Raw genomic sequence first — 26123 nt, 5'->3', positions numbered from 1 at the left:
AAGACACACCCACGCTTTCCAACAATTACCTCACCCTGAGGAGCGCTCCATCGGAGCGCGTCTCGAAGGGTGGGCGCGAGCACCACGTCTGTTGCCCATCCTTCGAGACGCCGTGCTGCGCACGGCTCCTCAGGATGAGGAGGAGTCGAGAACTCTAAGGCGTGAGATCGAACCGCATCTTCTTGATGCGGCCGGTCGAGACCTCGAGCGCGGCGATTTTGCCGTCGCGGTCGCGGACCAGATGGGCGAGCTGGGTGGCCTTGATCCAGCTGCCCGGCGATTCCACCTCCACCGTGTCGGCGTCGAGGCCGCGCACGATCCACGGCGCACCGCCCGAGATCAGCGGTCCGCCGACTTCCATCGTCCAGTCCTTGCCGTCGCGGCTGATGCGCCACACGGCGGCACAATCGGACGAGACGTAGGTGCCGGCGAGGTCGGCCGGCACGACCGCGCGCTTGGTGAGCTTGTCGAACGTGACGATGCGGCCGGCGCCGAGATCGACCTTCAACGTGCCCTTGGGGCCCGGCTTCAGGGCGAATTCGTAGGATCCGCGCTCGGCCGCCAGCCAGCCGCCGGCCCGCGGGCCCAGCGCGAAGGGCATGCCGTTCTGCGTCACGACCGCCTCGCCGTTGCGCCACGCCAGGTCGAACAGCGACGGCTCTTCCGCGTTGAACCAGGTTCCGGTGAGCGGCTTGATCTCGGCGGCCGTGATCGGCGGCAGCGCCGGCTTCATCCGGCTGTTGCCTTCGAGGGCCAGCGCGGCGATGGCCCGGGCGCGCCGCCAGGGATCGATGCTGCCCAGGTTGGCGATCACCACGACGGTGAGATCGGCCTTCGGCACGCGCAGGAATTCCGTGCGGAAGCCCGGCCACAGGCCGCCGTGACCGACCGTCGCCAGGCCCCGCAACTGCTCGACGGCGACGCCGCGGCGGTAGTTGTTGGCCTTGCCGCCGGTGAGGGGCGCAGCGGCCGCGAGTTGCGTGGGCAAGGTCTTGCCGAGCGTCGGTCTGTCGAAATGCCGGCTCCAGATCAGCAGGTCCTCGACGGTGGAGGTGAGCCCGCCTTCGCCGCCCTGCGGATAGGCGTGCGCGGCGCGACGGAAACCCTGCTCGGCGTCGCCGAGATAGCCGGTGGCGAGGTTCGGGATCACCGCGTCGATCTCGGCGACCAGCGACGTATGCGCCATGCCGAGCGGCTTGAAGATGCGTTCGGCCAGGACCTCGCCCAGCTTCTTGCTTGCCAGCTTCTCGACGATCAGGCCCAGCAGCAGGAAGTTGGTGTTGCTGTAGAGAAAGCGGCTGCCCGGTGCGAAGTTGAGATGGCGGTTGCGCACGCAGGCGTCGAACAGGTCCTCGGGCCGGGCCGGCCTGTCGAGCCCGTGCCCGCCCAGGCGAAGCAGTTCCAGGAAATCGGGCAGGCCGCTCGAATTGCGCATCATCTGGTCGATCGTCACCGGCAGCGGCGGCAGGTCGGGCAGGTATTTGTGCGGCGGATCGGAGAGCTTGAGCTTGCCTTCGGCCGCCAGCATCAGGGCGGCCGTCACCGTGAACTGCTTGCTCACCGAGGCGATGCGGAAGCGCGTGTCGGGACGGATCGGCACGCCGAGCTCGATGCTGGCCAGGCCGAAGCCCTTGCAGAACGCGATCTCGCCGCCGCGCATCACGCCGACGACGGCGCCGGGCGAACCGGGCTTGGTGTAAGGGGCAAACAACGCGTTGACGCGGCGCTCGAAGACGGCGGATTCAATGGCTTTCGACATGCAGGCCAGTCAATCGAAGCGGCTCGCCCTTGTAAAGGCGAGCCGTTAGGTTTGCGCAAAGTGCCGGAGGAAGCGCGCGATGGATCGTCAGTTCGTGAAGATCGAGAAGGGGCTGGGCCCGCAGGGTCGCATCGCCGTCGTGCGTTTCGACCGCGGCGACAACATCAATGCGCTGAGCCAGCAGGCGATGCGCGAGCTGCGCGACGTGCCGCGCGAATTCGAGGACGATCTCGAAACCTCGGTCGTGATCCTGACCGGCTCAGCCAAGGCCTTCTCCGCCGGCTTCGATCTCAAGGATGGCGACGGTCGGGCCCGTGACGGTCTGCCGATCGGCGAGCGCATCCAGCGGCAGCGGCTGGGACCGAAGATGTGCAAGGCCTGGCAGGACATGGACCAGGTCACGATTGCCGCGATCGAGGGGCATTGCATCGGCGGCGGCGCCGCGCTGGTCGTGTCGCTCGATTTCCGGACCTGCGGCCGCTCGGCGCATTTCCGCATTCCCGAGATCGAACTCGGCATGAACATGAGCTGGGGCTCGATCCCGCGCATGCTGGCGCTGATGGGCCCGGCGCGCACCAAGCAGGCGGTGATCCTGGCGTCGGATCGGATCGGGGCCGCGACGGCGCTGGACTGGGGTCTCGTCGAGGAAGTCGTGGACGACGGTCAGGCGCTCGCCGCGTCGATGGCGTTCGCCGAGCGCATCGCCCGCCAGCCGCCCATCCCGGTGCGCATGACCAAGACCACGGTCAACCGCCTCGCCCACGCGCTCGACGATCTCGGCAGTCACATGGATGCCGACCAGAACGTGCTGACCGGCCTCACCGAGGACTACAGGGAAGGCACCGCGGCGTTCCGCGAGAAGCGCAAGCCGTCGTTCAAGGGGCGCTGATCATTGCTTCAACTTTCCTCCCCGTACGACGGGGGAGGAGAAGAAGGGGTGGTCCGCTAGAGCTTCCGTGTCGGCAGCTGGTCGACGATGGCCTGGCGTGCCGGGTCGTCGAGCATGGCCCAGCGGCCGATCTCGTCGATCGTACGCCGGCAGCCGAGGCAGAGGCCGCTCTTCTGATCGAGCTTGCAGATGCCGATGCAGGGCGACATCACGCGACGGACCGCGGACGATGGCGACGACGTCATGGAGCGGTCAGGGCTTCTTGCCGAGTTCCGCGAGCTGACTCTGCAATTCGTCGAGCTTGCGCTTCAGGTCGTCGATCGCCGCCTCGCCGGAGGGCGCCGAGGTCTCTGCCTTGGGCGGTTCGTGGCCGTTGGCCGCCGGCGGGGAGGCCTGTCCACCGGGCTGGCCGCCGGGCGCGGTGCCGAACGGGTTGAACATGCGCATGGCGTTCTCGAACATCGCCATGTTCTGCTTGCCCATCGACTCGAACTGCTGGAACGGATTGAAGCCGAAGGCATTCTGCATGTAGCGCCGCATCTGGTCCTGATTGCGGGCGAACTGCGTCATCGACATTTCGAGATATTGCGGCACCACGCCCTGCAAGCTGTCGCCGTAGAAGGAGATGAGCTGGCGCAGGAACGGGATCGGCAGCAGCGTCTGACCGCCCTTGCTCTCTTCCTCGAAGATGATCTGCGTCAGCACCGAGCGCGTGATCTCGTCGCCGGTCTTGGCGTCGTAGACCACGAAGTCGGTCTTGTCCTTCACCATCTGGGACAGATGATCCAGCGTCACATAGGCCGAGGTCGCGGTATTGTAGAGCCGTCTGTTCGCGTATTTCTTGATCACCACCGGCGCCGCTTTCGGTCCGCCGTCGGGTACTGCCTGGTCGGCCATTACGCTTCGCTCCTCTAGCTCCCGCGCGCCATGAACGCTCGTTTACTCAGGGTGCGCCACCTTAGCGCCGATGCCGCAGTGCGACAACCCAACCTTCGCCGATGGAAGCAGCGTTGGCGCGGCTATGCGTTATAGTGCGGACATGGTCTCCGGAAACGACGACAAGACGGCCGGTACAACCGACTCCGGCGCCGAGTTCGACAGGCTGGCCCGGCGCTATCTCGATCTGTGGCAGGCCCAGCTGGCGGGCCTGGCGTCGGATCAGGCGGTCACCGAGCAGATTGCCCGCCTGTTCGCGGCCGCGAATTCCCAGGTCGCTTCGGCATTGCAGGTTGCGCAAGGAGCGTCCCATGCAGACACGACTAGGTCCCCGTCCGCTGCCGCTCCATCTGGGAACGGCCCTGATGACGTGGGCGAGCTCCGAAAGCGCGTGGAGTCTCTTGAAGCAAGGCTCGCCGACCTCGAAGCCCGCCTCCGAGGTTCCTGAATCGCTCGCGGCCCTGCTGCCGGAGATCGCCTCGCTCGAAGCCAAGGCTGGCCCCGGCCAGTTCGAGCAGGCGCTGCAGCGCGAGATTCGTCGGCGCCAGGTCAGGCTGGCCGATGGCGTGCTCGCCTATCAACGCAACGACGTCCATCGCACGCTGGTCGATCCGCCGGCCGTCTGGCGTGAAGGCAATACGCGCCTGCTCGACTACGGTGCCACCCATCGCTCTGCGCGCAAGCGCGGGACGCGCGCCGTACTGGTCGTGCCCTCGCTGATCAATCGCTGGGAGGTGCTCGACCTGACGGCAGAGAAGAGCCTCATGCGCGCCATGGCGGCGCAGGGGCTGCGGCCCTATCTCGTCGATTGGGGAACGCCCGACGACGAGGAGCGTCGCTTCGACACCACGGCATACGTGGCGCGCCTCGAGCGGGCGCTGGGTTATGTCGCCCGGCGGGCCCGCCGGGCGCCGGCTGTGCTCGGCTATTGCATGGGCGGCACGCTCGCCGTGGCCCTGGCGGCGCGCCGGCCGCGTCGCGTCGCGGGCCTGGCGCTGATGGCGGCACCGTGGGACTTCCATGCCGACCGCACCGGACAGGCCTTCCTGCTCTCGACCGGCCCGCTGCTCGCGGAGGTGGCGGATCGCGTCGGCGAATTGCCGGTCGACATCCTGCAGACCCTGTTCTGGTCGCTCGATCCCTGGCTCTCGGTGAAGAAGTTCGGGCGCTTCGTGGGGCTGGATCCCAAGGGCGAGCACGCGAAGGAGTTCGTCCTGCTGGAGGACTGGCTGAACGGCGGCGCGCCGCTCGCCGGCCCGACCGCGCGCGAATGCCTGGTCGGCTGGTACGGCGAGAACACGCCGGGCCGTGGCCAGTGGGTCGTCGGCGGCAAGCGCATCGTGCCGTCGAAGATCAAGCTGCCGTCGCTGGTCATGATCCCCTCGGGCGACCGCATCGTGCCGCCTCAGTCCGCGGCCGCGCTGGCCGATCCGAAGAAGGGCCTGAAGAAGGTGACCCGGATCGACCTGCCGCTCGGTCACATCGGCATGGTCGTCAGCGGTCGTGCCCGCGAGCTCTGCTGGAACCCTCTGACGGAGTGGCTGGCGGCGCTTCCATCCCGGCGGGCCCGTGTCGCCGCCGTCTAGGTCTGTCGACTGGCGCATACCGGCGATCTGGGCGGTGCTACTGACCGTCTCGGTGTTCGCCCACGCCCATGTCGAGATCGCCAACGAAACGGCGCGGGGCGTACGGATGCCCTACGCGACGGCGCTGGCGATCCAGATTGCCAGCCATCTGGTCGTGGCGGCCCTGCTGCCGGCGATCTACTGGCTGCATCGACGCTGGCCGATCGGCGAACAGCCTCGAAACCTGCTCATCCACATCGCGGCGGTCGTGCCGTTCAGCATCGCCCACACGGTCGGCATGGCGGCGCTCAGGTTCCTGTGGTTCGGGGGAGTCCTGGGCGAGTCGCACAGTTTTCCGCTCACTTTCGACCGCATGCTCTATGAATTCGCCAAGGACATCATCGCCTACGGGCTGTTGAGTGCCGGCGCGGTGGCGCTGCGCCACGTGCTGGCGCGACCGGCCGCGCCCGCGATCGCGGAAGCCATTGCGACGGCCGAGCCGCTGGCGTCGGAACCGCTGCCCGAGCGATTCGCCGTTCGGCGCAAGGGCAGGGAGGTCATGGTCGAAGTGGCCGACATCGACTGGATCGAGGCCTCGGGAAATTACGCCGTGCTCCATGTCGGCGACGAGACGTTCGAGATCCGCTCCTCGCTTACCAAGCTGGAAAGCGAACTCGATCCCAAACGGTTCGTGCGCGTGCACAAATCCCATGTGGTGAACATCGCCCGCGTGGTCGAGGTGACGCCGTGGGTGAATGGCGACTGGCGCATCCGGCTGCAGAGCGGGGCCGAGGTCAATCTGAGCCGGCGCTATCGGCAGCGCTTCGAGGCCCTGGCGCCCGTCAGGGCCTGACCGGACGTCCCATCGCGCCTGCCGGTCGTCCCACCGGCTGCGCCGGTCGTCACAAAACGACACGAAATCAGAGGTTTGCAGGATAGGTCGGAGCGGTTCGCCCTGGAGCCCCGCCATGCATCCTGCCGTCCCTGCCTCCGCCCTCCGCCGTGCCGATCTCGACTGGCTGCGGGTGCTCGCCTTCGGCCTGCTGATCTTCTACCACGCCGGCATGGCCTGGTCGGGCTGGAGCTGGCACGTCACCAGCCCGGACAGTCTCGACGGACTGCGCGAGGCGATGCGCTTCCTGAACCGCTGGCGCATGCCGCTGATCTTCCTGGTCTCGGGCGCGGCCATCATGCTGGCGCTGGGCGATCGCACGCCGGCCGCCTTCGTCCGCGACCGGCTGAAGCGCCTGGCGTTGCCGCTGGCCTTCGGCATGGCCGTGATCGTGCCGCCGCAGGTCTACCTGGAGCGTCTCTATCGCGGCCAGGTCACCGGCTCGTTCCTGCAATGGCTGCCGCACGCCTTCGACGGCGTCTACCCGCAGGGGAACCTGAGCTGGCATCACCTGTGGTTCGTGGCCTACGTCCTCGTCCTCACGTTGGTGCTGTTGCCGGTCTTCCTGTGGGCCCGGTCGCCCTCGGGACGGGCAGCCGTCGCGAAATCCGGCCGGATCGCGGCCCGCTTCGGCCTGCAATGGACGATGGTCCTGCCGCTCGCCGCCTCGACCCTGTGGCTGGCGCCGATCTCCTGGAACATCAACGGGCTGGTCGGCGACTGGCACGGCCTCGTTTCCTACGGCGCGTTGCTGCTCTACGGCGCCTTCATCTTCGGCTCTTCGGATATGCTGGCGTCGCTCGAGCGCCAGCGCTTCTTCTCGCTGGCCGTCGGAATCCTCGCCTATGCCTGCCTCTATGTCGGCTACTTCGCGGGTACGGTCCGGCCGACCATCCCACCCGAGGCGCGGCCGATCTTTGCGCTCCTCTCCGCGGTCAACGTCATGGCCTGGCTGTTCGGGATCATCGGTTTCGCGCACCGCCACCTGACCCGGCGGCCGGCCTTCCTGGCCGAGGCAACCGAGGCGGTCTATCCGTTCTACCTGATCCACCAGACGGTGACGGTCGTGGCCGTCTACTGGCTCCTGAAGATGGGCGCCCCACCGGTCGCCGGATTCATCATGGCTGTCGTGGCGACCTTCGCCGGGACCTGGCTGATTTACGCAGGCCTGGTGCGGCCGTGGCCCTGGCTCCGGCCGCTGTTCGGAATGAAGGCGGCCGTTTCGGGGGAACGGCGGTCCTTGCCCCGCCGCGCGGCAGGCCTATAAATATCCGCAAGGGCGGCCTGCCAAGGAGGATTTCATGACGGATATCGTTATCGCGAGCGCAGCGCGCACGCCAATCGGCTCGTTCAACGGTGCGTTCGGTGCCGTGGCGGCACACGATCTCGGCAAGGTTGCCATCAAGGGTGCCCTCGAGCGCGCCAACGTGAAGCCCGAGGAAGTCGACGAAGTCATCATGGGCCAGATCCTGACCGGCGGTCAGGGCCAGAACCCGGCGCGCCAGGCGGCCGTGAACTCGGGCATCCCGGTCGAGAAGACCGCGCTCGGCATCAACCAGCTCTGCGGCTCCGGCCTGCGCGCCGTTGCCTTCGGCTGGCAGGCGATCCGCAACGGCGACGCCAACATCATGGTGGTCGGCGGCCAAGAGAGCATGAGCCAGGCGCCGCACGCCGCTTATATGCGCGACGGCACCAAGATGGGCGAGTTCAAGATGCTCGACACCATGCTGAAGGACGGTCTGTGGGATGCCTTCCACGGCTATCACATGGGCAACACCGCCGAGAACGTGGCGCAGAAGTTCCAGATCACGCGCGCCGAGCAGGATGCCTTCGCCGTGTCGTCGCAGAACAAGGCCGAGGCGGCGCAGAAGTCCGGTCGCTTCAAGGACGAGATCGTCCCGGTGACGGTGAAGACGCGCAAGGGCGAGGTCGTCGTCGACACCGACGAGTTCCCGCGTCACGGCACGACGATCGAGGCGCTGGGCAAGCTGCGTCCGGCCTTCACCAAGGAAGGCGGCTCTGTCACCGCCGGCAACGCCTCGGGCATTAATGACGGCGCCGCGGCGCTGGTGCTGATGAGCGCCGACGAAGCCAAGAAGCGCGGCATCACCCCGCTCGCCAAGATCGTGTCGTGGGCGACCACGGGCGTCGATCCGTCGATCATGGGCATCGGCCCGGTGACGGCCTCGCAGGCCGCGCTGAAGAAGGCCGGCTGGACGGTCAAGGATCTCGACCTGGTCGAAGCCAACGAGGCCTTCGCCGCCCAGGCGGTCGCCGTCGGCAAGCAGCTCGGCCTCGACGAGACCAAGCTCAACGTCAACGGCGGCGCGATCGCGCTCGGCCATCCGATCGGCGCCTCGGGCGCGCGCGTGCTGACCACGCTGCTCTATGAAATGCAGAAGCGCGACGCCAAGAAGGGCCTCGCCACGCTGTGCATCGGTGGCGGCATGGGCATCGCGATGTGCGTCCAGCGCGACTGATCTTCGCTCGACGCTTAGAGATCAAACGCCCGAAGGATCGCTCCTTCGGGCGTTTTCTTTCGACAACCTCATGCTGAGGAGGCTGCGCCGCAGCCGTCTCGAAGCATGGGCCGCATGCACCACGTCTGCTGCCCATCCTTCGAGACGCACGCCTACGGCGTGCTCCTCAGGATGAGGTGGTTCGGGGAACCTGAAGCGGCGAAACCCTAGGGATTGTAATAGGCGCCGACCTGCGTGCCGGCGCGGACGAGTCGGCGCCCGTCCTCCTGCGACAGCCAGGTGAGTTCGGCGTCGTTGGTTCCCTTGGGCTGCACCAGCAGGAAGCGTGTTTCGCCCGGCACGACGGTGACGATCAGCTCGGTGCTCTCGCTGCTGCCGAAGGCGCGCAGGTCGTAGGGATCGGGCGGCAGGTCGAGGCGCATCCAGGTCGATCCCGTGAGGCCCCCGACGGGATGGCGGCTCATGGAGATGGGGATGCTCGGCGCATCCGGCGGGGCGGTGTCGCGCACGAGGTAGAGTGCCGCCATGCCGTCCTTGGCAACCGGGAAGGTCGTCGTGCCGTAGGCCTGATACCAGGGCGACTGCGCGTTCTGGCAAGCGGACAGGGAAAGCGCCAGCAACGCGGCGCCTAGAAACTTCATCATGCAACGACCTCCGCCGGCAAAGTCCGACGGACCGGCCTGCGGGTCAAGCCTCAGCCTGTCGCTGGTGCCGGCAGGACCCGCAGGCGCGCCAGAGGTGACAGGACGATGACGAGCGTCGACAACGCGAACGCCGCGCCGATCATCAGCAGGGCCGCGGGCAGGCCGGCCTGTGCCGCCACGAAGCCGCCGGCGAGGGCGCCCAGGGGACGGACGCCGTAGATCGCGGTCTGGACGGTGGCGTTGACCCGGCCCATCAGCGGCGACGGCGTCACGAGCTGGCGGACCGTCGTCTGGCAGATCAGCCACAGCATCGGGCCGAAGCCCACCAGGAAGTAGCCGGCGGCCGCGAGGGCGAAGCCGTTACCCGAGGGCGCCGCCAGGAACAGGGAGGCGGCGACGACCGACACGGCCGGGCCGAAGATCAGGGTCACGAACGGCGGCAGGCGGCGGGCGCAGAACGGCGCCGTCAGCGCACCCAGGATCAGCCCGGCGCCATAGGTCGATTGCGCGAGGCCCATATGCGCCGGGTCGAGCCCGAGCGGTCCCAGCGCCAGCGGCGCCCAGATGGCGAGCAGCGCGAAAAAGGCGAAGTTCCAGAAGATCGCGCACAGGCTGATGCCGCGCAGGAGCTCGTTGCGCACCACGAAGGCCGTACCGATGCGGATGGCGCTGGCGAGGGTCGGGCGCTCGGCACCCGTCGTCGGGGCCGTTCCTTCCGGCAGCGCGAGCACGCAGAGCAGCGCCAGGGCAGCCCCCAGCGCTGCCAGCGCGTAGCCCCAGGTGGGAGACAGGTGCTGGGCGAGCAGGCCGGCCACGAACGGAGCGGCGAGACTGACGACGGCCCGCGCCAGTTCGAGGCGCGCATTGGAGCGCGACAGGTCGCCGGAGGCCACGAGGCTCGGCAACAGCGAGACCGAGGTCAGGACATAGACCACGGTGCCCGACGCACCGGCGATGGCGGCGAGTCCCAGCAGCAGCACCTGGCCGGTGGCCGCCGCTGCAACCGCGACGAGCGAGGCGGTGAGGCCGAGCGCCAGCGCGACGATCAGCATGCGGCGTCGCGGCATGCGGTCGATCCAGGTGCCGGCCGGCAGGGAGACCAGCAGCCAGGCGGCGCTCTGCGCGGCGACCAGCAGGCCGAGCAGATCCGGACCGGCGCCCAGCACGAGGGTCGCGGTCAGGGGCAGGGTGGCGAGCGCCATCTGGTCGGCGGCGTGGGTTCCTGCGGCGGCGCCGAGCAGGGCGGTGAAGGGTTTCATGACGCCGCTTCTAGAGCCGACGCGACAGCCCTCTCTATCCGGCGGCGTCCCTCAATTCGAATCGGGTGCGACGTCAAACTGACGCTTGCCCGCGATGGGGGAGAACCGGCTAGACTGCAGAGGCTGAATCTCCAGGGAGGAAAAAATGGCCGGACGGGTAGCAGTCGTGACGGGCGGAACACGGGGCATCGGCGGTGCCATCTCCCGGATGTTGAAGGACAAGGGCTACAGGGTTGCCGCGACCTATGCCGGCAACGACGAGGCGGCCCACAAGTTCAAGGCCGAGACCGGCATCGGCGTCTACAAGTTCGACGTGTGCGACTTCGACGCCTGCCAGAAGGCCGTCGCCGAGATCGAGAAGGATCTCGGTCCGGTCGAGGTGCTCGTGAACAATGCCGGCATCACCCGCGATTCGACGATGCGCCGCCTGACGCGCGACATGTGGGAAGCGGTGATCGACACCAACCTCGGCTCCTGCTTCAACATGAGCAAGGCGGTGTGGGACGGCATGAACGCGCGCGGTTTCGGCCGCATCGTCAACATCGGCTCGATCAACGGCCAGGGCGGCCAGTACGGCCAGGTGAACTATGCCGCCGCCAAGTCGGGCATCCACGGCTTCACCAAGGCGCTGGCCCAGGAAGGCGCGCCCAAGGGCATCACCGTGAATGCCATCGCGCCGGGCTACACCGACACCGACATGGTGTCGGCCGTGCCGGCCAACGTGCTGGAAAAGATCGTGGCCAAGATCCCGGTCGGGCGGCTGGGCAAGGCCGAGGAAATCGGCCGCGGCGTGATGTTCCTGATCGCCGACGATGCCGGTTTCATCACCGGCTCGACCCTGTCGATCAACGGCGGCCAGCATATGTACTGACAACAGCTTGATACTGACAATCGGCGCGAAAACGCCAAGATGGGCCGGCATACTGCCGGCCCTTTTCATTCCTGGAGCAATCACGCATGGCCAAGCTGACCGAATACGAGGACATGAACCCGCGGGCCAAGGCCGTCGTCGAAGGCATCGCCAAGGCGCGTGGCAGCGATCCGGCGAACATCAACAATGTGTGGAAGGCGCTGGCCCGCCACCCCGACACGATGGAACGCTTCGCGGCCGAGATGAAGGCGGTGATGGCGCCGGGCGCGCTGGACGGACTCACCAAGGAGTTGATCTATCTCGCCGTGTCGGTCGCCAACCAGTGCGACTACTGCATCAACTCGCACGGCTACATGGCGCGCCAGAAAGGCATGACCGAGGAGATGTTCGACGAGTTCATGGCGGTGGTGCTGGCCGCGCAGAAGGGCAACAAGATCGCGACGGGCTATCGTGTGCCGATCGACGAGGCTTTCGAGGAGAAGTGACGTGAGCGACGCCAAGTCCACGGTATGGGACGCCAATCTCTACCTGAAGTTCGCCGATCACCGCACCCGGCCGGCGCTCGATCTGATGGGTCGTCTCGATCCGGCCAACGGCGCGCGGCCGGGCCATGCGGTCTACGATCTGGGCTGCGGCGCGGGCAACATCTCGCGCATCCTGGCCGAGCGCTTCCCGCAGGCGCCGGTCATCGGCATCGATTCGTCGGAAGAGATGCTCGCGAAGGCGCGCAGCCAGACGGTCGATGCCCGCGTCACCTTCGCCAAGGGCGACCTCGCGCATTTCGAGCCCAGGCTGCCGCCCGGCATTCTCTACAGCAACGCCGCCTATCAATGGCTCGACGGACACATCGACATGTTTCCGGGTCTGCTGAAGCTTCTGCCGTCGGGCGGCCAGCTCGCGATCCAGATGCCGCGCAATCACGAGGCGCCCTCGCATGCCTCGATGAACGAAGCGGCGCAGGCCGGTCCGTGGCGCGACAAGCTCACGAAAGTGCGCCCGATCGTTCGCGTCGAGGAGCCGGAACGCTACTACGACGCGCTGAAGCCGCTCTGTTCCGATCTCGAAGTCTGGGAGACGATCTACCAGCAGCCGCTCACCGGCACGGACCCGGTGGCCCAGTACACGTCGTCGACCGGCCTGCGCCCTTATCTCGAACTGCTGCAGGAGCCGGAGCGTACCGAGTTCTACGAGGCCTATGCCGCGCTGCTGCGCAAGGCCTATCCGACGCGTCCCGACGGCATCACGCTGTTTCCCTTCCGCCGTCTCTTCATCGTGGCGCGCCGCGCATGATCGTGCGGCGCCTGCTGGGTGTCGCGCTGCTGCTGGTTGCGGCGTGCCGCGTGCCGGCCGTGCAGGCGGCGCCGCAATCGATGGTGGCGGCGGCCCATCCGCTGGCGGTCGAGGCGGGACTCGAGATCCTGCGTCGCGGCGGCACCGTCGTCGACGCGGCGATCGCCGTCCAGATGGTGCTGGGCGTCGTCGAGCCGCACGCTTCGGGCATTGGCGGCGGCGGCTTCCTGCTGAACTACGACGGCAGCAGCCATGCCATCACGGTCTATGATGGCCGCGAGACGGCGCCGGCCGGCGCCAGTCCGACCATGTTCCTTTCGCCCGACGGCAGGCCCCTGGGCTATCGCGAGGCCGTGGCGTCCGGCATCTCGGTCGGCGTTCCCGGGCTGCTGGCCATGCTCGAACTCGCGCACACGGAGAAGGGCAAGCTGGCCTGGAGCGAGCTGTTCGGACCGGCGATCGCCGCGGCCCGTGACGGCTTCGCGGTGTCGCCGCGACTTGCCGCGTGGCTGCAGAGGATTCCCGCCCTGCGCGAGGAGCAGGCGATTCGCGAGACCTACTTCAACGTCGACGGAACGCCGCGCAAGCAGGGCGAACGCATCGCCAATCCGGCTCTCGCCGAGACGATGGATCTGATCGCGCGGCAGGGTGCGCGCGCGATGTACGAAGGTCCCGTCGCGGCCGAAATGATCGACCGCGTGCGCAGCCATCCGCGTCCGGGCACGCTCTCCGCCGGCGATCTCTCGGGCTACAAGCCCGTCAAGCGCGACGCCGTGTGCGGGCCTTATCGCGTCTGGATCGTCTGCGGCATGCCGCCGCCCTCCTCGGGGGGCATCGCGATCCTCCAGGTGCTGGGCCTGATCCAACCGTTCGACATCCAGCGCGATCCTCCCAACGATCTTCGTGCCGTCCATCTGATTGCCGAGGCGAGCCGGCTGGCCTTTGCCGATCGCGACCGCTACGTCGCCGATCCCGCCTTCGTGGACGTGCCGGTGGCCGGCCTGCTGTCGCCCGCCTATCTCGCCGAGCGCCGCACGCTGATGGCGCCGGATCGCAGCATGGGCAAGGTCGGTCCGGGCGTGCCTCCAGGCTACGTCGAACGCGGCACCAGCCATGTCAGCATCGTCGACCGCTGGGGCAATGCCGTCAGCTTCACCACCACGATCGAGGCGCCGTTCGGCGCCCACATGATGGTGCGCGGCTTCCTTCTGAACAACGAACTCACCGACTTCTCGCCCCGTCCCGAACTCGACGGCAAGCCGGTCGCCAACCGGGTCCAGCCGGGCAAGCGTCCGCGCTCGTCCATGTCCCCGACTCTCGTGCTCGACCGGGAGGGCAAGCTGGTCGCCGCCCTGGGCTCGGCGGGCGGGGCCAGGATCATCGGCGACACGCTGCAGGCGCTGATCGGCCTGCTCGACTGGGACCTGTCCGCCCAGGCCGCGGTCGACCTGCCGCGGGTGGCCAACCTGAACGGTGCGACCGAGCTGGAGGAAGGCACGCCGATCGCCGACCAGGCCGCCGCCTTGCGCGCGCTGGGCCATGAAGTACAAGTCCGCCGGCATGAAGGCGGCCTGACCGCCATCCGGCGCAACGGCGACGGGTGGGAAGGCGGCGCCGATCCGCGGCGCGATGGCGTCGCCCGAGGAGAATAGATTTGGCCCTGAAGAAGCTCCCCACCGTCATCCTGCGCGCCGGCGAGGATCGCCGCGTCCGTTCCGGCCATCCCTGGGCCTTCTCCAACGAGATCCTGATGGACGCCGACGCCAAGGCGATTCCCGCCGGCAGCCTGGCCATCTTGCGGGCGCCGGGCGGTGAGGCGCTGGGAGTCTGCACGTTCAACCCCCATTCGCTGATCGCCGCCCGCCTTCTCACCACGAATCCCGAAGCCCAGATCGACGCGCTGTTCTTCGGCCGCCGGCTGGCCCAGGCCGCCGCCTTGCGGGACCGGCTGATCGGCGTTCCCTATTACCGCCTGATTCACGCCGAGGCCGATGGACTGCCGGGCGTGATCGTCGACCGGTTCGGCGATTCCTTCGTGGTGCAGGTCAATACCGCCGGCATGGACGCGCTGACGCCGGTCATCCTCGAGGCGCTGGAGGCGGAGTTCTCGCCCCGGACGATCATCCTCAAGAACGATTCGCCGGTGCGCGTGCTCGAGGGCCTGCCGCGCGAGGTCGTGGTGGCCAAGGGCGAGGCCGGCAGCATCGAGCTGATCGAGAACGACGCCCGTTTCGTGGCCGATCTCTCCGGCGGACAGAAGACCGGCTGGTTCTACGACCAGCGCGACAACCGGCGCTTCATGGCGGGTCTGGCGAAGGATGCACGCGTCCTCGATGCCTACTGCTACAGCGGCGGCTTCGGCGTGCTGGCCGCGACGCGCGGTGCGAAGTCGGTGCTCTGCCTCGACCGGTCGCAACCCGCCCTCGACGCCGCCCAAAAAGCGGTCGAACTCAACAAGGTCGAGAAGATCGTGTCGCTCCAGAAGGGCGAAGTGTTCGAAACGCTGGAGAAGCAGAAGCCGCGCAGCTACGAGGTCGTGATCTGCGATCCGCCGGCCTTCGTGAAGAATCGCAAGGACCTCAAGATCGGCGCCCAGGGCTACCGCAAGCTGGTGCGCCTGGCGGCGCCGCTGGTCACCAAGGGCGGCTTCTTCTTCGTGGCGTCGTGCTCGCATCTCGTCGACGTGCCGCTGTTCGCCGAGCAGGTCCGTCGCGGTCTGCGCGATGCCGAGCGCAATGGCCGCATCCTGCTGAGCAGCGGCGCCGCGCTCGACCATCCGATCCATCCGGGGCTGCCGGAAACGGCCTATCTGAAAGCCATGGTGCTGCAACTGGACTGAATAAGAGAGTCGGGGGGAGAGGGGATGTCGACAATCACAATGGCCCGCCGTTGCCTGCTGGTGGCAGCGGCGATGCTGGGCCTCGCCGGGACGGGCTGTTCGATTCCGGCTCGCGACGACGCGGTGCCGCGCGTGCACACGGAGCGGGCGATGCCGCTCGGCATTCCCAATGCACGCTTCTACGCCGATGGCGACGCCAAGCTGATGGTCGAGGAAGGAATGCGATCGGGCGTGCGCGAGGCGGCCGCCCTGCGTGCCGAGGGCAGGACGCCGGCGCAGGCGCCGCCCGCCTATTTCCTTGCCGTATCCGGCGGCGGCGACAACGGCGCCTTCGGCGCCGGGATCATCAACGGCTGGACGGCCATCGGAACGCGGCCGACCTTCAAGATGGTCACCGGCGTGAGCACCGGCGCGCTGATCGCGCCCTTCGCCTTCCTGGGCTCCGACTACGATGGGCAGCTGCGCGAGGTCTATACGACCATGACGCCGGACAAGGTGTTTCGCCGGCGCGGTCTCACGGCGGCCCTGTTCGACGACGCCATGGCCGACACGGGCCCCCTCGCAGAGATCATCGCGAAGTATGCCGACCAGAAGATGCTCGACGCGATCGCCGCCGAGTACAACAAGGGGCGGCTGCTGATGATCGGCACGACCGATCTCGACGCCCAGCGGCCGGTGATCTGGAACATCGGCGCCATCGCCGCCAGCGGTCATGCGGGCTCGCTCGATCTCTTCCGCAAGATCCTGCGCGCCTCGGCCGCCATCCCCGGCGCCTTCCAGCCGGTGCTGATCGACGTCGAACTCGATGGCAAGAAGTACCAGGAGCTGCATGTCGACGGCGGCGCCATCGCCCAGCTCTTCCTCTATCCGCCGTCGATCGACATTGCGAGCCTCAAGCGCGAGCGGCATGCCTACATCATCCGCAACGCCCGGCTCGATCCGGACTATGCGATGGCCGAGCGGCGCACCATCACGATCGCGGGGCGCGCGATCGCGACGATGCTGGCGGCCAGTGGCGTCAACGACGTGCTGCGGACCTACTTCGTCTCGCAGCGCGACAAGGTCGACTACAACCTGGCCTATATCGGCCGTGACTTCGACGCGCCGAAGAAGGGCGAGTTCGACCAGGCCTACATGAACGCACTCTACGAATACGGCGTCCGGCAGATCGTGGAGGGTCGTGCCTGGCACAAGCACCCGCCGGGCCTCGCCTCGCCGGCGGCCGTTCCCACGCGTTGATCCGCGGTCAGCGAGCCACCAGCAGGACGGGGACCTGCAGATTCTGGATGAGCGACAGGCTGCGCGAGCTCAGGAATCGCGCGTCCCCGTCGCGCAGCGTCGTGCCGATCACGATCAGATCGTAGCGCCCGCGGCCGGCGGCCCGGCGTATCTCGGTCTCGGGATGATGGTTCGTCGCCGTGAGTCCCCGGACCGCTACGCCTGCGCGCTTGCCGAGACGATGGACACCGAGCAGGACCGACATACCAGCCCGTCGCGCGCGGCCGCGCAGCAGCAGCGTGTCGTCGCTGGGATCGAAGACATGCAGCGCCGTCAGCTTGCCGTGACTGGCGGCGGCCAGAGCGACGGCAATCTCGGTCGCGAGCCTTGCATCGGGGCCGCCGCCGGTCGGCACCAGAATGTCGAGGGGGCCGGTCGCGACATCCGCCCTGTCGCCGTTCACCATGATCGCCAGCGGGCCGTCGAAGGCGGCGACCAGCCTTTGAAGCCTCTCCTCGAAACGGGCCGCTTCCGGGGAAACCGGCTGATCGACGCCCACGAAGGCGATGCTGTAGCCCTTGGCGGCTTCCCGCTCGAGACCGTCCGCCGTCGTCGCCGTCCGCGCCTGCAGCAATTGCTCCACCTGCGGCCTGGTTGCGGGCGTCGGTTGCTGGGCGGCCGCAGGAGGGCCTCGTTCGAGCGCTGTCCGCATGGCCGTGGTGAGTCTGTCTCTCGTTCGGGGCTTTCCGGTACCTCCGGCTGCTGTGGGATGGTGCAGCACCGTGGTCAGTAGCCGGAGGCTCCCCGTGAAGAGGCCGGCGAGGGAGGTCACCCACTGGCCGTTGCCGCTGTCGTCGCCGAGGACGAGGGCGCGCTCCATTCTTGGGATGATCTGCTGCTGCTCGGCATCCTCGTTGTCGAGGCGCCTGGACTCTTCCTCGCGCAGAGGCACGCGAGCCATCATGTAACGCAGGGTGGGCGGCATGACCATGGTGGTGACCACGGCCATCGCGACGATCATCGTGTAGAGCTGGCTGCTCAGCGCTCCCATCGACAGGCCGATACTGGCAACGATCACCTCGGTCGAACCGCGGGCGTTGAGGCCGGTGGCCAGAGCGAGCGATTCCAGTCCCGTCAATCCGCCCAGCTTGCCGCCGACGAGCGCGCCGAGGAACTTGCCGATGCTGGCGACCAGGATGATGGCGAGGGTGAACAGAGCCAGGGTCGGGTCGAACAGCGTTCGCAGATCCATGCCGAGTCCGGCGACGGCGAAGAACACGGGGCTGAAGAAGGCGATGATGAAGCCGCGCAGCTCGTCTTCGATATGCTCGGTCAGGATCGGCGACTGACCGATCAGCATGCCGGCGATGAATGCGCCAAGCGCCGTGTGAACACCGATCAGCTCGGTCATCAGCGCCATCGAGAGCAGGATCACCAGAATGGCGCTGATGACCGGCATTTCGATGGTCAGGTTATCGTTGCACCACAGGATGATGCGGGCCACCAGGCGCCGCCCGACGGTCAGGCTGGCCAGCAGAAATATCGCGGTCAGCGCCAGGCTGGAACCGACTTCGGCGAGGCTCACCATTCCGTGGGCGGCGATGCCCGAGATTACGGCAATGATGATCCAGGCCAGCGTGTCGTCGAGGATGGCCGTCGCCAGGATCAACTGACCGAGATCGCGACGGATGGCGCCGACCTCCATCAGGACCATTGCGACGATCTTGACCGAAGAAATCGACAAGGCCGTGCCCAGGAACAGGGCCGTGACCAGCCGTCCGGTCGGCGATGGAATCAGCTCGGCCGGCAGCAGATAGGCGAGCGCCACGCCGCAGGCGAAAGGGATGGCGATGCCCATCAACGACGTGGAGACGACCGCCTTTCGTTTGCGGGTCACCAGCGCCAGGTTGGTTTCCATGCCGGTGAGCAGCAGCAGGAGCAGGATGCCGATCTGCGAGACCGCATCGATCATGCTCTTCAGGGCAGGTGTGTTTGGAAACACGATTGCCCGAAGTTCAGGCAGAAGAAGGCCGAACACCGACGGACCGACGAGCACGCCCGCCAGCAATTGTCCGAAAATCGCCGGTTGCCCGATCCGCGTCATGGCTTCGCCGATCAGGCGGCCGAAGAACAGCAGCAGAATCAGCTGGGCTATGAAGATTGCCGTCGTATGGTCTGCAGCCAAGCCGCCCCCCGGGTCACCAATACGCAAATTCTCTGCCATGGATGGACGGTCGGCACGACTCATGCTGACCTCCCTCAGAGCTTAAGGAAGGATAATCGCGTGGATAAGGAAGCGATTGAAGTGCTTGCACGTCGCAGCGGCCTCGCCCGCGCACTGGCGGAATTTCCCGAAGATGTCATTGCGGCTGCAAAACAGGCAGCGGATGTGGCGCAGAAGATCAAGCGCCCGGCCGATCCGGTGGCGGAGCCGTGGCCGCCGATGAAGGCGGGGATGACGCTATGAGCGACCTGCACTGGATGACGGTGGAGGCGGCCGCGCGCGCCATCGCCACGAAGGAACTCTCCCCCGTCGATCTCACGAAGGCGCTACTCGACCGTATCGAGCGGCTCGATCCCAGGCTCAACGCCTTCATCCGCGTCGACGGCGACGCTGCGATGGCGGCCGCCCTTGCTGCTGAAACCGAGGCGCAGGCAGGCCGGCTGCGCGGGCCCCTGCACGGGGTGCCGGTCGGCATCAAGGACATCATCAACGTCGCCGGCCTGCCGACGACCTGCCACTCGAAGGTCCTGCAGGACAATATGGCGACCGCCGACGCGGTCTGCGTCGAGAGGCTGCGCGGTGCCGGCGCCATCGTGCTGGGCAAGCTCTCCACGCACGAATTCGCCATCGGCGGTCCGAGCTTCGACCTGCCCTGGCCGCCGGCGCGCAATCCCTGGAACACCGACCATCATCCCGGCGGCTCCTCGTCCGGCTCCGGTTCGGGCGTGGCGGCCGGGCTGTTCCCGATGGCGCTGGGCACCGATACCGGCGGCAGCGTGCGCAATCCGGCGAGCTGCTGCGGCATCGTCGGCCTGAAGCCGACCTATGGGCTGGTCTCGCGCCGCGGCGTCTTCCCGCTGTCCTTCACGCTCGACCATGTCGGGCCGATGACGCGCACCGTCGCCGACAATGCGCTGATGCTGCAGGCGATCGCCGGTCACGATCCGCTCGATCCCGGCAGCGCGGCCGCGGCGCAGGGCCATTATGGCGCGGCGCTCGACCGCGGGATCCGCGGCCTGCGCGTGGGCTTCGTGCGTCATTTCCACGAGATCGATACGCCCGCGAACCCCGAGGTCACGGCGGCGCTGGAACATGTCGCGCGCAGCTTGCAGGTCGAGGGCGCCGAGGTGCGCGACATCAAGCTGCCGGCGCTCGGCGAGTTCGGCGCGGTGAACCGCGTGATCCTGCAAAGCGAAGCCTGGTCGATCCACGAACCGTGGCTCAGCAAACGTCCCGGCGACTACGGCAAGCTCGGACGCCAGCGGCTGATGGCCGGCGCCTTCATGAGCGCGGGCGACTACATGCTCGCGAGCCGGCGCCGCCTGCAGATGATCGCCGAAGTCGAGGCCGCCTTGCGCGAGGTCGACGTGCTGCTCTGCGCCAGCTCGATGGACCCGGCCTGCCGCATCGAGGATACCGCCGAGGTCGAACGCACCTATCCGCGCCAGGCCCGCACGCCGTTCAACGTCACCGGCCATCCGGCGCTCGCCATGATGGCCGGCCTCTCGGTCGGCGGCCTGCCGGTCTCGGTGCAGTTCGTCGGCCGCTACTTCGACGAGGCGACCGTCTTCCAGGTGGCGCGCGCCTGGGAACGCGTGGCCGGGACGGACAAGAAGCACCCGCCGATCGTGTGATCTGTCGAATTAATTCGTCGAATTAGTTCTTGTCGTCCGGGCGGGTCTTGCCGGTCCGCCCGGCCGGCGCAACATACCGGCCATGACCCAGAAGAAGCTTCGCCTCGGCGCCTTCATGCGCCCCGTCAGCATCCACACCGCCGCGTGGCGCTATCCCGGCGGCACGCCGGACGCCAACTTCAATCTGAAGGCGCTGGTGACGTACGCGCAGACCTTGGAGCGCGGCAAGTTCGACGCCTTCTTCATGGCCGATCACCTGGCCGTGCTGAACATGCCGATGGACGCGCTGAAGCGCAGCGCCACGGTCACCTCGTTCGATCCGCTGACGCTTCTGCCGGCGCTGGCGATGGCCACCAAACATCTCGGCCTGATCGCCACCGCCTCGAGCACGTTCGAGCCGGCCTACACGATCGCCCGGCGCTTCGCCTCGCTCGACCATATCAGCGAGGGCCGCGCCGGCTGGAACCTGGTGACGACGTCCAATCCCGATGCCGCCCTGAACTTCGGCCTGGACGACCAGATGCCCCATGCCGAGCGCTACGCCCGCGCCCGCGAGTTCTTCGACGTGGTGACGGGCCTGTGGGATTCCTGGGCCGACGATGCGTTCATCCGGGATGTCGAGAACGGCGTGTATTTCGACCCGTCGCGCCTGCACGTGCTCGATCACAAGGGCAAGTACCTGAAGGTGCGCGGGCCGCTGAACATCGCCCGGCCGGTGCAGGGCTGGCCCGTCATCGTGCAGGCCGGCGCTTCGGATGCGGGCCGCCAGCTCGCGGCCGAGACCGCCGAGATGGTGTTCGCTGCCGGCGGCCCGATCGCCGACGCCCGCGCCTTCTATGCCGACGTGAAGGGCCGCGCGGCCAAGATCGGCCGCAATCCCGATCACATCAAGATCCTGCCCGGCGCCTTCGTGGTGGTGGGCGATTCGCTCGACGAGGCGAAGGAGAAGCGCGCGCGTCTCGACAGTCTGGTGAACTACGACAGCTCGATCGCCGCCGTCTCGATGGCGCTGGGCGTCGATGCCCGCCGCTTCGATCCCGACAAGCCGCTGCCCGAGGACATTCCCGAGACCGAAGCCAGCAAGAGCGGGCGCGAGCGGGTGATCGAACTCGGCCGGCGCGAGAACCTGACCGTGCGCCAGATCGCCGGCCGGCTGGGCGGCTATGGCGGGCTCGGCATGCTGGGCACACCGGCGATGATCGCCGACCAGATGGAGGAGTGGCTCAAGACCGAGGCCTGCGACGGTTTCAACGTCATGTTCCCCTACCTGCCGGGCGGGCTCGACGACTTCGTCGACAAGGTGGTGCCGGAACTGCAGCGCCGCGGTCTGTTCCGCACAGAGTATGAAGGCACAACCTTGCGGGAGAATCTCGGCCTGCCGCGACCGAAGAACCGTTTTTTCGCGGCAACGGTCAAGGCGGCGGAGTAAGCTCCGCGCCCATGAGCTTCGAGATCACGGTCGGCAGCGCCGACGACGTCCAGCGCATGGCTTCCTGGGCCAATGACGAAGGCTGGAATCCTGGCAACACGGATGACCACGCGTTCTTTGCCGCGGACCCCGCCGCGTTCCTGATCGGTCGCCTCGACGGCGAGCCGCAGGCCTGCATCTCCGTGGTGAAATACGGCACAGGCTTCGGCTTCCTGGGCTTCTACATCGCCCGGCCGCCGGTGCGCGGGAAAGGCTACGGCATCCAGCTCTGGCGTGCCGGCATGGCGCGGCTCGCCGGGCGCAATGTCGGGCTCGACGGCGTCGTGGCGCAGCAGGGCAACTACAAGAAGTCGGGCTTCCGGCTGGCCTGGAACAACATCCGCCATGAAGGCGCGCCGCCGGCGGGGAAGCCGCCGGCCGGCGTCACTTTCGCCGATGCCCGCAGCATCGGCTTCGACAGGCTCGCCGCCTACGACCGCAAATTCTTTCCCGAGGCGCGGGATTCGTTTTTGGCAACGTGGATCTCATTGCCGGAGAGGGCATCCCTCGTCGCCCTGCGTGACGGCGAGATCGTGGGCTTTGCCGTGATGCGCGCCTGTGCGGCTGCCTCGCGCGTCGGGCCGCTCTATGGCGCGACGCCGGAGATCGCCTCCGCGCTGGTGGGCGCGCTGGCAACGACGCTGGGCGCGACCGCCGTCGCGATCGACGTGCCCGATCGCAACAAGCCGGCGGTGAAGCTGGCCGAACAGATCGGCCTCAAGCCGTCTTTCGAGACCGCGCGCATGTACACGGGCGCGGACCCCGACGTCGACTATGCCGGCCTGTTCGGCGTGACCAGCCTGGAGCTGGGCTGACGCTTCAGCTGATTTATGCTTTCCGCCCCCGTCATACGGGGGAGGTGGCCCGGAGGGCCGGAGGGGGAAAGCCATGAGCCTGAAGGCTTCCCGCTTCAATAGTCATCGCGTTGCCTTCCCCCTCCCGGCCTCCCCCGTATGACGGGGGAGGTGGAAGATCTGCCTACTGCGCCTTCTTGATGTTCCAGAAGACCGGCGCCGGCGAGGACAGGCTGCCGGTGATGTTCTTGCGGATCGCCATCGGGATGTTGAACTGGCCGAGCTGGGCGAAGGTCGGATATTCCGACTCGCGCACCTGAACGGCCGTCGCGAGCTCCTTGCGCTTGGCGGGATCGGTCGTCTTGGCGAAGGCGTCGCGCAGTTCCTCGATCCTGGCGTCGCACGGCCAGCCGATCGCGGCCTTGTCGCAGGCGGCGCCGACGAAGGCCGAGACGATGGGATTGAGCAGGTCGGCCGACACCCACGAGGTCATGAACGCGCTCCAGCCGCCGGCGTTCAGCGGCTCCTTGCGGGCGCGGCGCGACAGCACGGTCTGCCAATCCATCGCCTGCATGTCGACGGTGAAGCCGCCGCGTTCCAGCAGCGACTTCGCGATCGGCGTCAGGCGGCCGGTGTTGGTGTCGGTCGCGAACAGCAGCACGACCGGCGTGCCGTCATAGCCTTCCTGCTTCAGAATCTCCTTCGACTTGGCGAAGTTGGATTCGAGCTTGTCCTCGAAGCCCGCGTCGGTGGCATAGGGCGTGCCGCAGATGAAGAGCGCCTTGCACTCCTTGAAGTATCTCGGGTCGTTGATGGCGGCGAGCAGGAAGTCCTTCTGGTTCAGCGCATAGAGCGCGGCCTGGCGGATCTTCGCATTGTCGAACGGCTTGTGCAGCACGTTGAAGCGCAGGCTGTACTGGCTGCCCAGCGGGTTGAGGTCCTTGACCTCAATGTTCTTGTCCTTCTCGATCAGCGGCAGCATCTCGATCAAGGGCTGCTCGAGAATGTCGATCTCGCCGGTCAGCAGCGCGTTGGCCGCGGTCTGGGGATCGGTGATGTTGATCCACTCGACCCGGTCGACATAGACGTTCTTGCCGCCCGAGAGGGCCGAGGGCGGCTCGGCGCGCGGCTTGTAGTCCTTGAACTTGTCGTAGACCGTCTTCTCGCCCGGCCGCCACAGGTCGGCGCGGAACACGAACGGGCCGGAGCCGATGAACTCCTTGATCTGCGTGTTGCCCGGCGTCTCGGCGATGCGCTTGGGCATGATGAACGGCACGTTGGAGCTGGGCTTGCCGAGCGATTCGATGACGAGGCCGTAGGGTTCCTTGAGGGCGAGGGTGAAGGTCTTGTCGTCGACGACGGCCAGGTCCTTGGTGAAGCTCATGAGCTTCTGGCCCATCGCGTCGCGCGACGCCCAGCGCTTGATCGAGGCGATGCAGTCCTCGGCCTTCACCGGCGCGCCATCGTGGAACTTCAGCCCGTCGCGCAGGGTGAACGTATAGGTGAGCTTGTCGTCGCTGACCTTCCAGCTCTCGAGCATCTGCGGCTTGACGTCGAGCTTGTCGTCGACCGCCAGCAGCGTGTCGTAGACCATGTAGCCGTAGTTGCGGACGATGTAGGCGGTGGTCCAGATCGGATCGACGATCTTGACGTCCGAATGCATGACGACCTTCAGGGTCTGCGCCTCAGCCGTGGCCGAGAACAGCGCCGTCGTCGCCGCGGCGAGGGCCGCCCATTTCATCTTCCGCATCATCTGCCTCCTTGTTCTCTCGTTTTCCCGATTCTATCGTCCCGTTGCGGTGCCTATGCAACAGGCATGCCTTTGCAAGGAGCAGAAATCATGTCGATGCGGCCCGATTCGATCCGAAACGTCTCCTGGGCCGTGGTCAGGGACGGTGCAGAGCGGCGCCACGTCTATCGACGCGAGATCGACCTGCACCTGAAGGACGGGCGCATCGTCGAGATCACGCCGGCCGGCGCGCGTCCGACCGGGCCCGGCGAGGTCGTGCTCGACGGAAAGGATCTGCTGGCGCTGCCCGGCCTGATCAACATCCATTCCCATCCCTCGACCGAGCCCGGCTATCGCGGCGTGCGCGAAGATCACGGCGTGCCCGAGCAGCAGATGACCGGCCTGATGGAGCGGCTGCAGGCCTTCCGCCTGGGCGACGACGGGCGGCAGGGCGCGGCGACGATGGCCTATTCCGAGATGCTGCGTGCCGGCACCACGACCGCCTGCGACGTCACCGCGCCGTTCGACGGCTGGCTGGAGACGATGGCGCGCAGCGGCATGCGCTTCTATGCGGCGCCGACCTTCGCCTCCGCCCGCTGGGGCATGGAATCGCCGCAGACCGTGACCTGGAAATGGGACGAGGCCGCCGGCGTCGCGCAGTTCGAGAAGGCGCGGCGGGTCATGGATGAGGCGGAGGCCCACAATTCAGGGCGACTGGGAGCCGTGGTCTTCCCGGCGCAGATCGACACGGTGACGCCGGACCTGTTCGCGGCCGGCCGCAAGCACGCCGACGAGACGGGCCGCCGCTTCTCGACCCATGTCGGCCAGTCGGTGGTCGAGGTGCGCGAGATGATCCGCCGTCACAACAAGACGCCCATCCAGTGGGCGGCCGAGCAGGGCCTGATGAAGAGCGACACGATCATGGCGCACTGCATCCTGCTCGACGACCATCCGCAGATTAACTGGCACACGCGCAAGGACCTCGACCTGATCGCCGAGGCGGGCGCCTCGGTGGCGCACTGCCCGCAACCCTTCGCGCGCTACGGACTCGCCATGGACCATGTCGGCCGCTATCGCGCGCGGGGCGTCAATGTCGGCCTCGGCACCGACTGCGCGCCGCACAATCTGATCGAGGAGATGCGGCTGGCCATCGTCGCCGGCCGCCTGATGAGCGAGGACGTCCGCAGCCTCGACACCGCCGGCGCCTTCGAGGCCGCGACCTTCGGCGGCGCGGCCGCACTGGGGCGCGACGATATCGGGGCGCTGGCGCCGGGCATGATGGCCGACATCGTGCTGGTCGACCTCAACCATCCGCTGATGCAGCCGGCGCGCGATCCGCTGCGCTCCTTCGTCTTCCACGCCGCCGACCGCGCGGTGCGGACGGTGCTGGTCGACGGCGAGATCGTGCTGAAGGACGGCGACCCCGTGCATCTCGAACCGGTCGCCGCCATGGAACGCCTGGCCGAGGCGCAGGCCCGCATGCTGCGCGATTCGGTCAAGCTCGACTACGCCAACCGCCCCGGCGATGAGATCTCGCCGCTGTCGCTACGGATCGCTTAGTCTTGTCATCCTGAGCGAAGCGAAGGGTCTAGCGCTAGCGACGGAGTACTCCGGTCGCTCGGCCAGGTCCTT

General features: G+C 67.5%; 24 protein-coding genes. 16 read left to right on the top strand and 8 right to left on the bottom strand.

All coding sequences use genetic code 11. The annotated features are described in order from the left end of the window. Nucleotides 1–154: 154 nt before the first annotated feature. Nucleotides 155–1759: a serine hydrolase domain-containing protein gene (locus ACO07K_RS23370; protein ID WP_422032125.1), complete on the bottom strand. Its 1605-nt coding sequence runs from the start codon at nucleotides 1757–1759 to the stop codon at nucleotides 155–157. A gap of 79 nt (nucleotides 1760–1838) precedes the next feature. Here ACO07K_RS23370 and ACO07K_RS23365 point away from each other — a divergent pair, with 79 nt between their 5' ends. Beyond that, the gene (locus ACO07K_RS23365) at nucleotides 1839–2648 is read left to right on the top strand and encodes an enoyl-CoA hydratase/isomerase family protein (protein WP_422032123.1); all 810 of its coding nucleotides are present in this window, start codon (nucleotides 1839–1841) and stop codon (nucleotides 2646–2648) included. 56 nt (nucleotides 2649–2704) lie between these two features. Here ACO07K_RS23365 and ACO07K_RS23360 read toward each other — a convergent pair whose 3' ends face one another. The 3 genes from ACO07K_RS23360 to ACO07K_RS23350 form a co-directional block, all read right to left on the bottom strand. Beyond that, nucleotides 2705–2893 (bottom strand): DUF1289 domain-containing protein, encoded by a 189-nt coding sequence (locus tag ACO07K_RS23360; protein ID WP_422032121.1) that lies wholly within the window; start codon nucleotides 2891–2893, stop codon nucleotides 2705–2707. Between the two features lie 7 nt (nucleotides 2894–2900). Then, nucleotides 2901–3545, bottom strand: a complete 645-nt coding sequence (gene phaR, locus ACO07K_RS23355) for a polyhydroxyalkanoate synthesis repressor PhaR (RefSeq protein WP_422032119.1) — start codon at nucleotides 3543–3545, stop codon at nucleotides 2901–2903. A 61-nt stretch (nucleotides 3546–3606) separates the two neighbouring features. Further along, nucleotides 3607–3885, bottom strand: coding sequence for a hypothetical protein (locus tag ACO07K_RS23350; RefSeq protein WP_422032117.1), 279 nt, complete (start codon nucleotides 3883–3885; stop codon nucleotides 3607–3609). Nucleotides 3886–3895: 10 nt separating this feature from the next. On the opposite strand from ACO07K_RS23350, the gene ACO07K_RS23345 reads away from it, so the two are divergent. The 4 genes from ACO07K_RS23345 (at nucleotide 3896) to ACO07K_RS23330 (ending at nucleotide 8521) form a co-directional block, all read left to right on the top strand. Next, the gene (locus ACO07K_RS23345; RefSeq protein WP_422032115.1) at nucleotides 3896–5170 is read left to right on the top strand and encodes an alpha/beta fold hydrolase; all 1275 of its coding nucleotides are present in this window, start codon (nucleotides 3896–3898) and stop codon (nucleotides 5168–5170) included. Further along, nucleotides 5154–6002, top strand: a complete 849-nt coding sequence (locus ACO07K_RS23340) for a LytR/AlgR family response regulator transcription factor (protein WP_422032113.1) — start codon at nucleotides 5154–5156, stop codon at nucleotides 6000–6002. The genes ACO07K_RS23345 and ACO07K_RS23340 overlap by 17 nt, the downstream gene beginning before the upstream one ends. Nucleotides 6003–6117: 115 nt before the next feature. Continuing rightward, on the top strand, nucleotides 6118–7308 hold the full coding sequence (locus tag ACO07K_RS23335; RefSeq protein WP_422032111.1) for an acyltransferase family protein: 1191 nt from the start codon (nucleotides 6118–6120) through the stop codon (nucleotides 7306–7308). A 34-nt stretch (nucleotides 7309–7342) separates the two neighbouring features. Beyond that, the gene (locus ACO07K_RS23330; RefSeq protein ID WP_422032109.1) at nucleotides 7343–8521 is read left to right on the top strand and encodes an acetyl-CoA C-acetyltransferase; all 1179 of its coding nucleotides are present in this window, start codon (nucleotides 7343–7345) and stop codon (nucleotides 8519–8521) included. Nucleotides 8522–8727: 206 nt separating this feature from the next. Here the strand turns inward: ACO07K_RS23330 and ACO07K_RS23325 are convergent, their stop codons facing one another. Both ACO07K_RS23325 and ACO07K_RS23320 read right to left on the bottom strand, forming a co-directional pair. Then, nucleotides 8728–9165, bottom strand: a complete 438-nt coding sequence (locus tag ACO07K_RS23325) for a hypothetical protein (protein ID WP_422032107.1) — start codon at nucleotides 9163–9165, stop codon at nucleotides 8728–8730. 50 nt (nucleotides 9166–9215) lie between these two features. Then, nucleotides 9216–10424, bottom strand: coding sequence for an MFS transporter (locus ACO07K_RS23320; protein ID WP_422032105.1), 1209 nt, complete (start codon nucleotides 10422–10424; stop codon nucleotides 9216–9218). Between the two features lie 145 nt (nucleotides 10425–10569). On the opposite strand from ACO07K_RS23320, the gene phbB reads away from it, so the two are divergent. The 6 genes from phbB to ACO07K_RS23290 all read left to right on the top strand — a co-directional run bounded on the left by phbB (nucleotide 10570) and on the right by ACO07K_RS23290 (nucleotide 16663). Next, on the top strand, nucleotides 10570–11295 hold the full coding sequence (phbB, locus tag ACO07K_RS23315) for an acetoacetyl-CoA reductase (RefSeq protein WP_422032103.1): 726 nt from the start codon (nucleotides 10570–10572) through the stop codon (nucleotides 11293–11295). 86 nt (nucleotides 11296–11381) lie between these two features. Then, complete coding sequence (locus ACO07K_RS23310) at nucleotides 11382–11780, top strand: carboxymuconolactone decarboxylase family protein (protein ID WP_422032101.1); 399 nt, start codon at nucleotides 11382–11384, stop codon at nucleotides 11778–11780. Nucleotide 11781: 1 nt separating this feature from the next. Beyond that, complete coding sequence (locus ACO07K_RS23305) at nucleotides 11782–12585, top strand: methyltransferase domain-containing protein (RefSeq protein WP_422032099.1); 804 nt, start codon at nucleotides 11782–11784, stop codon at nucleotides 12583–12585. Further along, the gene (gene ggt / locus ACO07K_RS23300; protein ID WP_422032097.1) at nucleotides 12582–14237 is read left to right on the top strand and encodes a gamma-glutamyltransferase; all 1656 of its coding nucleotides are present in this window, start codon (nucleotides 12582–12584) and stop codon (nucleotides 14235–14237) included. Before ACO07K_RS23305 ends, ggt begins: the two co-directional genes overlap by 4 nt. Before the next feature lie 2 nt (nucleotides 14238–14239). Next, a complete protein-coding gene (locus ACO07K_RS23295; protein ID WP_422032095.1) occupies nucleotides 14240–15424 on the top strand; it encodes a class I SAM-dependent rRNA methyltransferase in 1185 nt (394 codons plus the stop codon). Between the two features lie 24 nt (nucleotides 15425–15448). Next, entirely contained in the window at nucleotides 15449–16663 is a 1215-nt protein-coding gene (locus ACO07K_RS23290; protein WP_422032093.1) for a patatin-like phospholipase family protein, read from the top strand. Between the two features lie 7 nt (nucleotides 16664–16670). On the opposite strand, the gene ACO07K_RS23285 is transcribed toward ACO07K_RS23290, so the two are convergent. Beyond that, the gene (locus ACO07K_RS23285) at nucleotides 16671–18827 is read right to left on the bottom strand and encodes a cation:proton antiporter (protein ID WP_422032091.1); all 2157 of its coding nucleotides are present in this window, start codon (nucleotides 18825–18827) and stop codon (nucleotides 16671–16673) included. A 99-nt stretch (nucleotides 18828–18926) separates the two neighbouring features. On the opposite strand from ACO07K_RS23285, the gene ACO07K_RS23280 reads away from it, so the two are divergent. The 4 genes from ACO07K_RS23280 to ACO07K_RS23265 all read left to right on the top strand — a co-directional run bounded on the left by ACO07K_RS23280 (nucleotide 18927) and on the right by ACO07K_RS23265 (nucleotide 22783). Then, nucleotides 18927–19109, top strand: a complete 183-nt coding sequence (locus ACO07K_RS23280) for a hypothetical protein (protein ID WP_422032089.1) — start codon at nucleotides 18927–18929, stop codon at nucleotides 19107–19109. Beyond that, a complete protein-coding gene (locus ACO07K_RS23275) occupies nucleotides 19106–20500 on the top strand; it encodes an amidase (protein ID WP_422032087.1) in 1395 nt (464 codons plus the stop codon). The genes ACO07K_RS23280 and ACO07K_RS23275 overlap by 4 nt, the downstream gene beginning before the upstream one ends. Nucleotides 20501–20582: 82 nt before the next feature. Beyond that, the gene (locus ACO07K_RS23270) at nucleotides 20583–21929 is read left to right on the top strand and encodes an LLM class flavin-dependent oxidoreductase (protein ID WP_422032085.1); all 1347 of its coding nucleotides are present in this window, start codon (nucleotides 20583–20585) and stop codon (nucleotides 21927–21929) included. Between the two features lie 11 nt (nucleotides 21930–21940). Further along, entirely contained in the window at nucleotides 21941–22783 is an 843-nt protein-coding gene (locus ACO07K_RS23265; protein ID WP_422032083.1) for a GNAT family N-acetyltransferase, read from the top strand. A gap of 163 nt (nucleotides 22784–22946) precedes the next feature. Here ACO07K_RS23265 and ACO07K_RS23260 read toward each other — a convergent pair whose 3' ends face one another. Further along, on the bottom strand, nucleotides 22947–24512 hold the full coding sequence (locus ACO07K_RS23260) for an ABC transporter substrate-binding protein (protein ID WP_422032081.1): 1566 nt from the start codon (nucleotides 24510–24512) through the stop codon (nucleotides 22947–22949). 90 nt (nucleotides 24513–24602) lie between these two features. On the opposite strand from ACO07K_RS23260, the gene ACO07K_RS23255 reads away from it, so the two are divergent. Then, nucleotides 24603–26051, top strand: a complete 1449-nt coding sequence (locus tag ACO07K_RS23255) for an amidohydrolase family protein (protein WP_422032079.1) — start codon at nucleotides 24603–24605, stop codon at nucleotides 26049–26051. Nucleotides 26052–26123: the final 72 nt, after the last annotated feature.

The organism is Reyranella sp. (assembly GCF_965228225.1).
In the GTDB taxonomy this organism is placed as follows: Bacteria; Pseudomonadota; Alphaproteobacteria; order Reyranellales; family Reyranellaceae; genus Reyranella.
Note: the sequence above shows the minus strand (reverse complement) of the source record. Positions and strands in the feature narration are given on the sequence as shown.

What these genes read in the sequence shown, in the direction of transcription:
- ACO07K_RS23370 (WP_422032125.1), bottom strand. Translation starts at nt 1,759, where the DNA reads ATGTCGAAAGCCATTGAATCCGCCGTCTTCGAGCGCCGCGTCAACGCG.
- ACO07K_RS23365 (WP_422032123.1), top strand. Translation starts at nt 1,839, where the DNA reads ATGGATCGTCAGTTCGTGAAGATCGAGAAGGGGCTGGGCCCGCAGGGT.
- ACO07K_RS23360 (WP_422032121.1), bottom strand. Translation starts at nt 2,893, where the DNA reads ATGACGTCGTCGCCATCGTCCGCGGTCCGTCGCGTGATGTCGCCCTGC.
- phaR (WP_422032119.1), bottom strand. Translation starts at nt 3,545, where the DNA reads ATGGCCGACCAGGCAGTACCCGACGGCGGACCGAAAGCGGCGCCGGTG.
- ACO07K_RS23345 (WP_422032115.1), top strand. Translation starts at nt 3,896, where the DNA reads ATGCAGACACGACTAGGTCCCCGTCCGCTGCCGCTCCATCTGGGAACG.
- ACO07K_RS23335 (WP_422032111.1), top strand. Translation starts at nt 6,118, where the DNA reads ATGCATCCTGCCGTCCCTGCCTCCGCCCTCCGCCGTGCCGATCTCGAC.
- ACO07K_RS23330 (WP_422032109.1), top strand. Translation starts at nt 7,343, where the DNA reads ATGACGGATATCGTTATCGCGAGCGCAGCGCGCACGCCAATCGGCTCG.
- ACO07K_RS23325 (WP_422032107.1), bottom strand. Translation starts at nt 9,165, where the DNA reads ATGATGAAGTTTCTAGGCGCCGCGTTGCTGGCGCTTTCCCTGTCCGCT.
- ACO07K_RS23320 (WP_422032105.1), bottom strand. Translation starts at nt 10,424, where the DNA reads ATGAAACCCTTCACCGCCCTGCTCGGCGCCGCCGCAGGAACCCACGCC.
- phbB (WP_422032103.1), top strand. Translation starts at nt 10,570, where the DNA reads ATGGCCGGACGGGTAGCAGTCGTGACGGGCGGAACACGGGGCATCGGC.
- ACO07K_RS23310 (WP_422032101.1), top strand. Translation starts at nt 11,382, where the DNA reads ATGGCCAAGCTGACCGAATACGAGGACATGAACCCGCGGGCCAAGGCC.
- ggt (WP_422032097.1), top strand. Translation starts at nt 12,582, where the DNA reads ATGATCGTGCGGCGCCTGCTGGGTGTCGCGCTGCTGCTGGTTGCGGCG.
- ACO07K_RS23290 (WP_422032093.1), top strand. Translation starts at nt 15,449, where the DNA reads ATGTCGACAATCACAATGGCCCGCCGTTGCCTGCTGGTGGCAGCGGCG.
- ACO07K_RS23275 (WP_422032087.1), top strand. Translation starts at nt 19,106, where the DNA reads ATGAGCGACCTGCACTGGATGACGGTGGAGGCGGCCGCGCGCGCCATC.
- ACO07K_RS23270 (WP_422032085.1), top strand. Translation starts at nt 20,583, where the DNA reads ATGACCCAGAAGAAGCTTCGCCTCGGCGCCTTCATGCGCCCCGTCAGC.
- ACO07K_RS23265 (WP_422032083.1), top strand. Translation starts at nt 21,941, where the DNA reads ATGAGCTTCGAGATCACGGTCGGCAGCGCCGACGACGTCCAGCGCATG.
- ACO07K_RS23260 (WP_422032081.1), bottom strand. Translation starts at nt 24,512, where the DNA reads ATGCGGAAGATGAAATGGGCGGCCCTCGCCGCGGCGACGACGGCGCTG.
- ACO07K_RS23255 (WP_422032079.1), top strand. Translation starts at nt 24,603, where the DNA reads ATGTCGATGCGGCCCGATTCGATCCGAAACGTCTCCTGGGCCGTGGTC.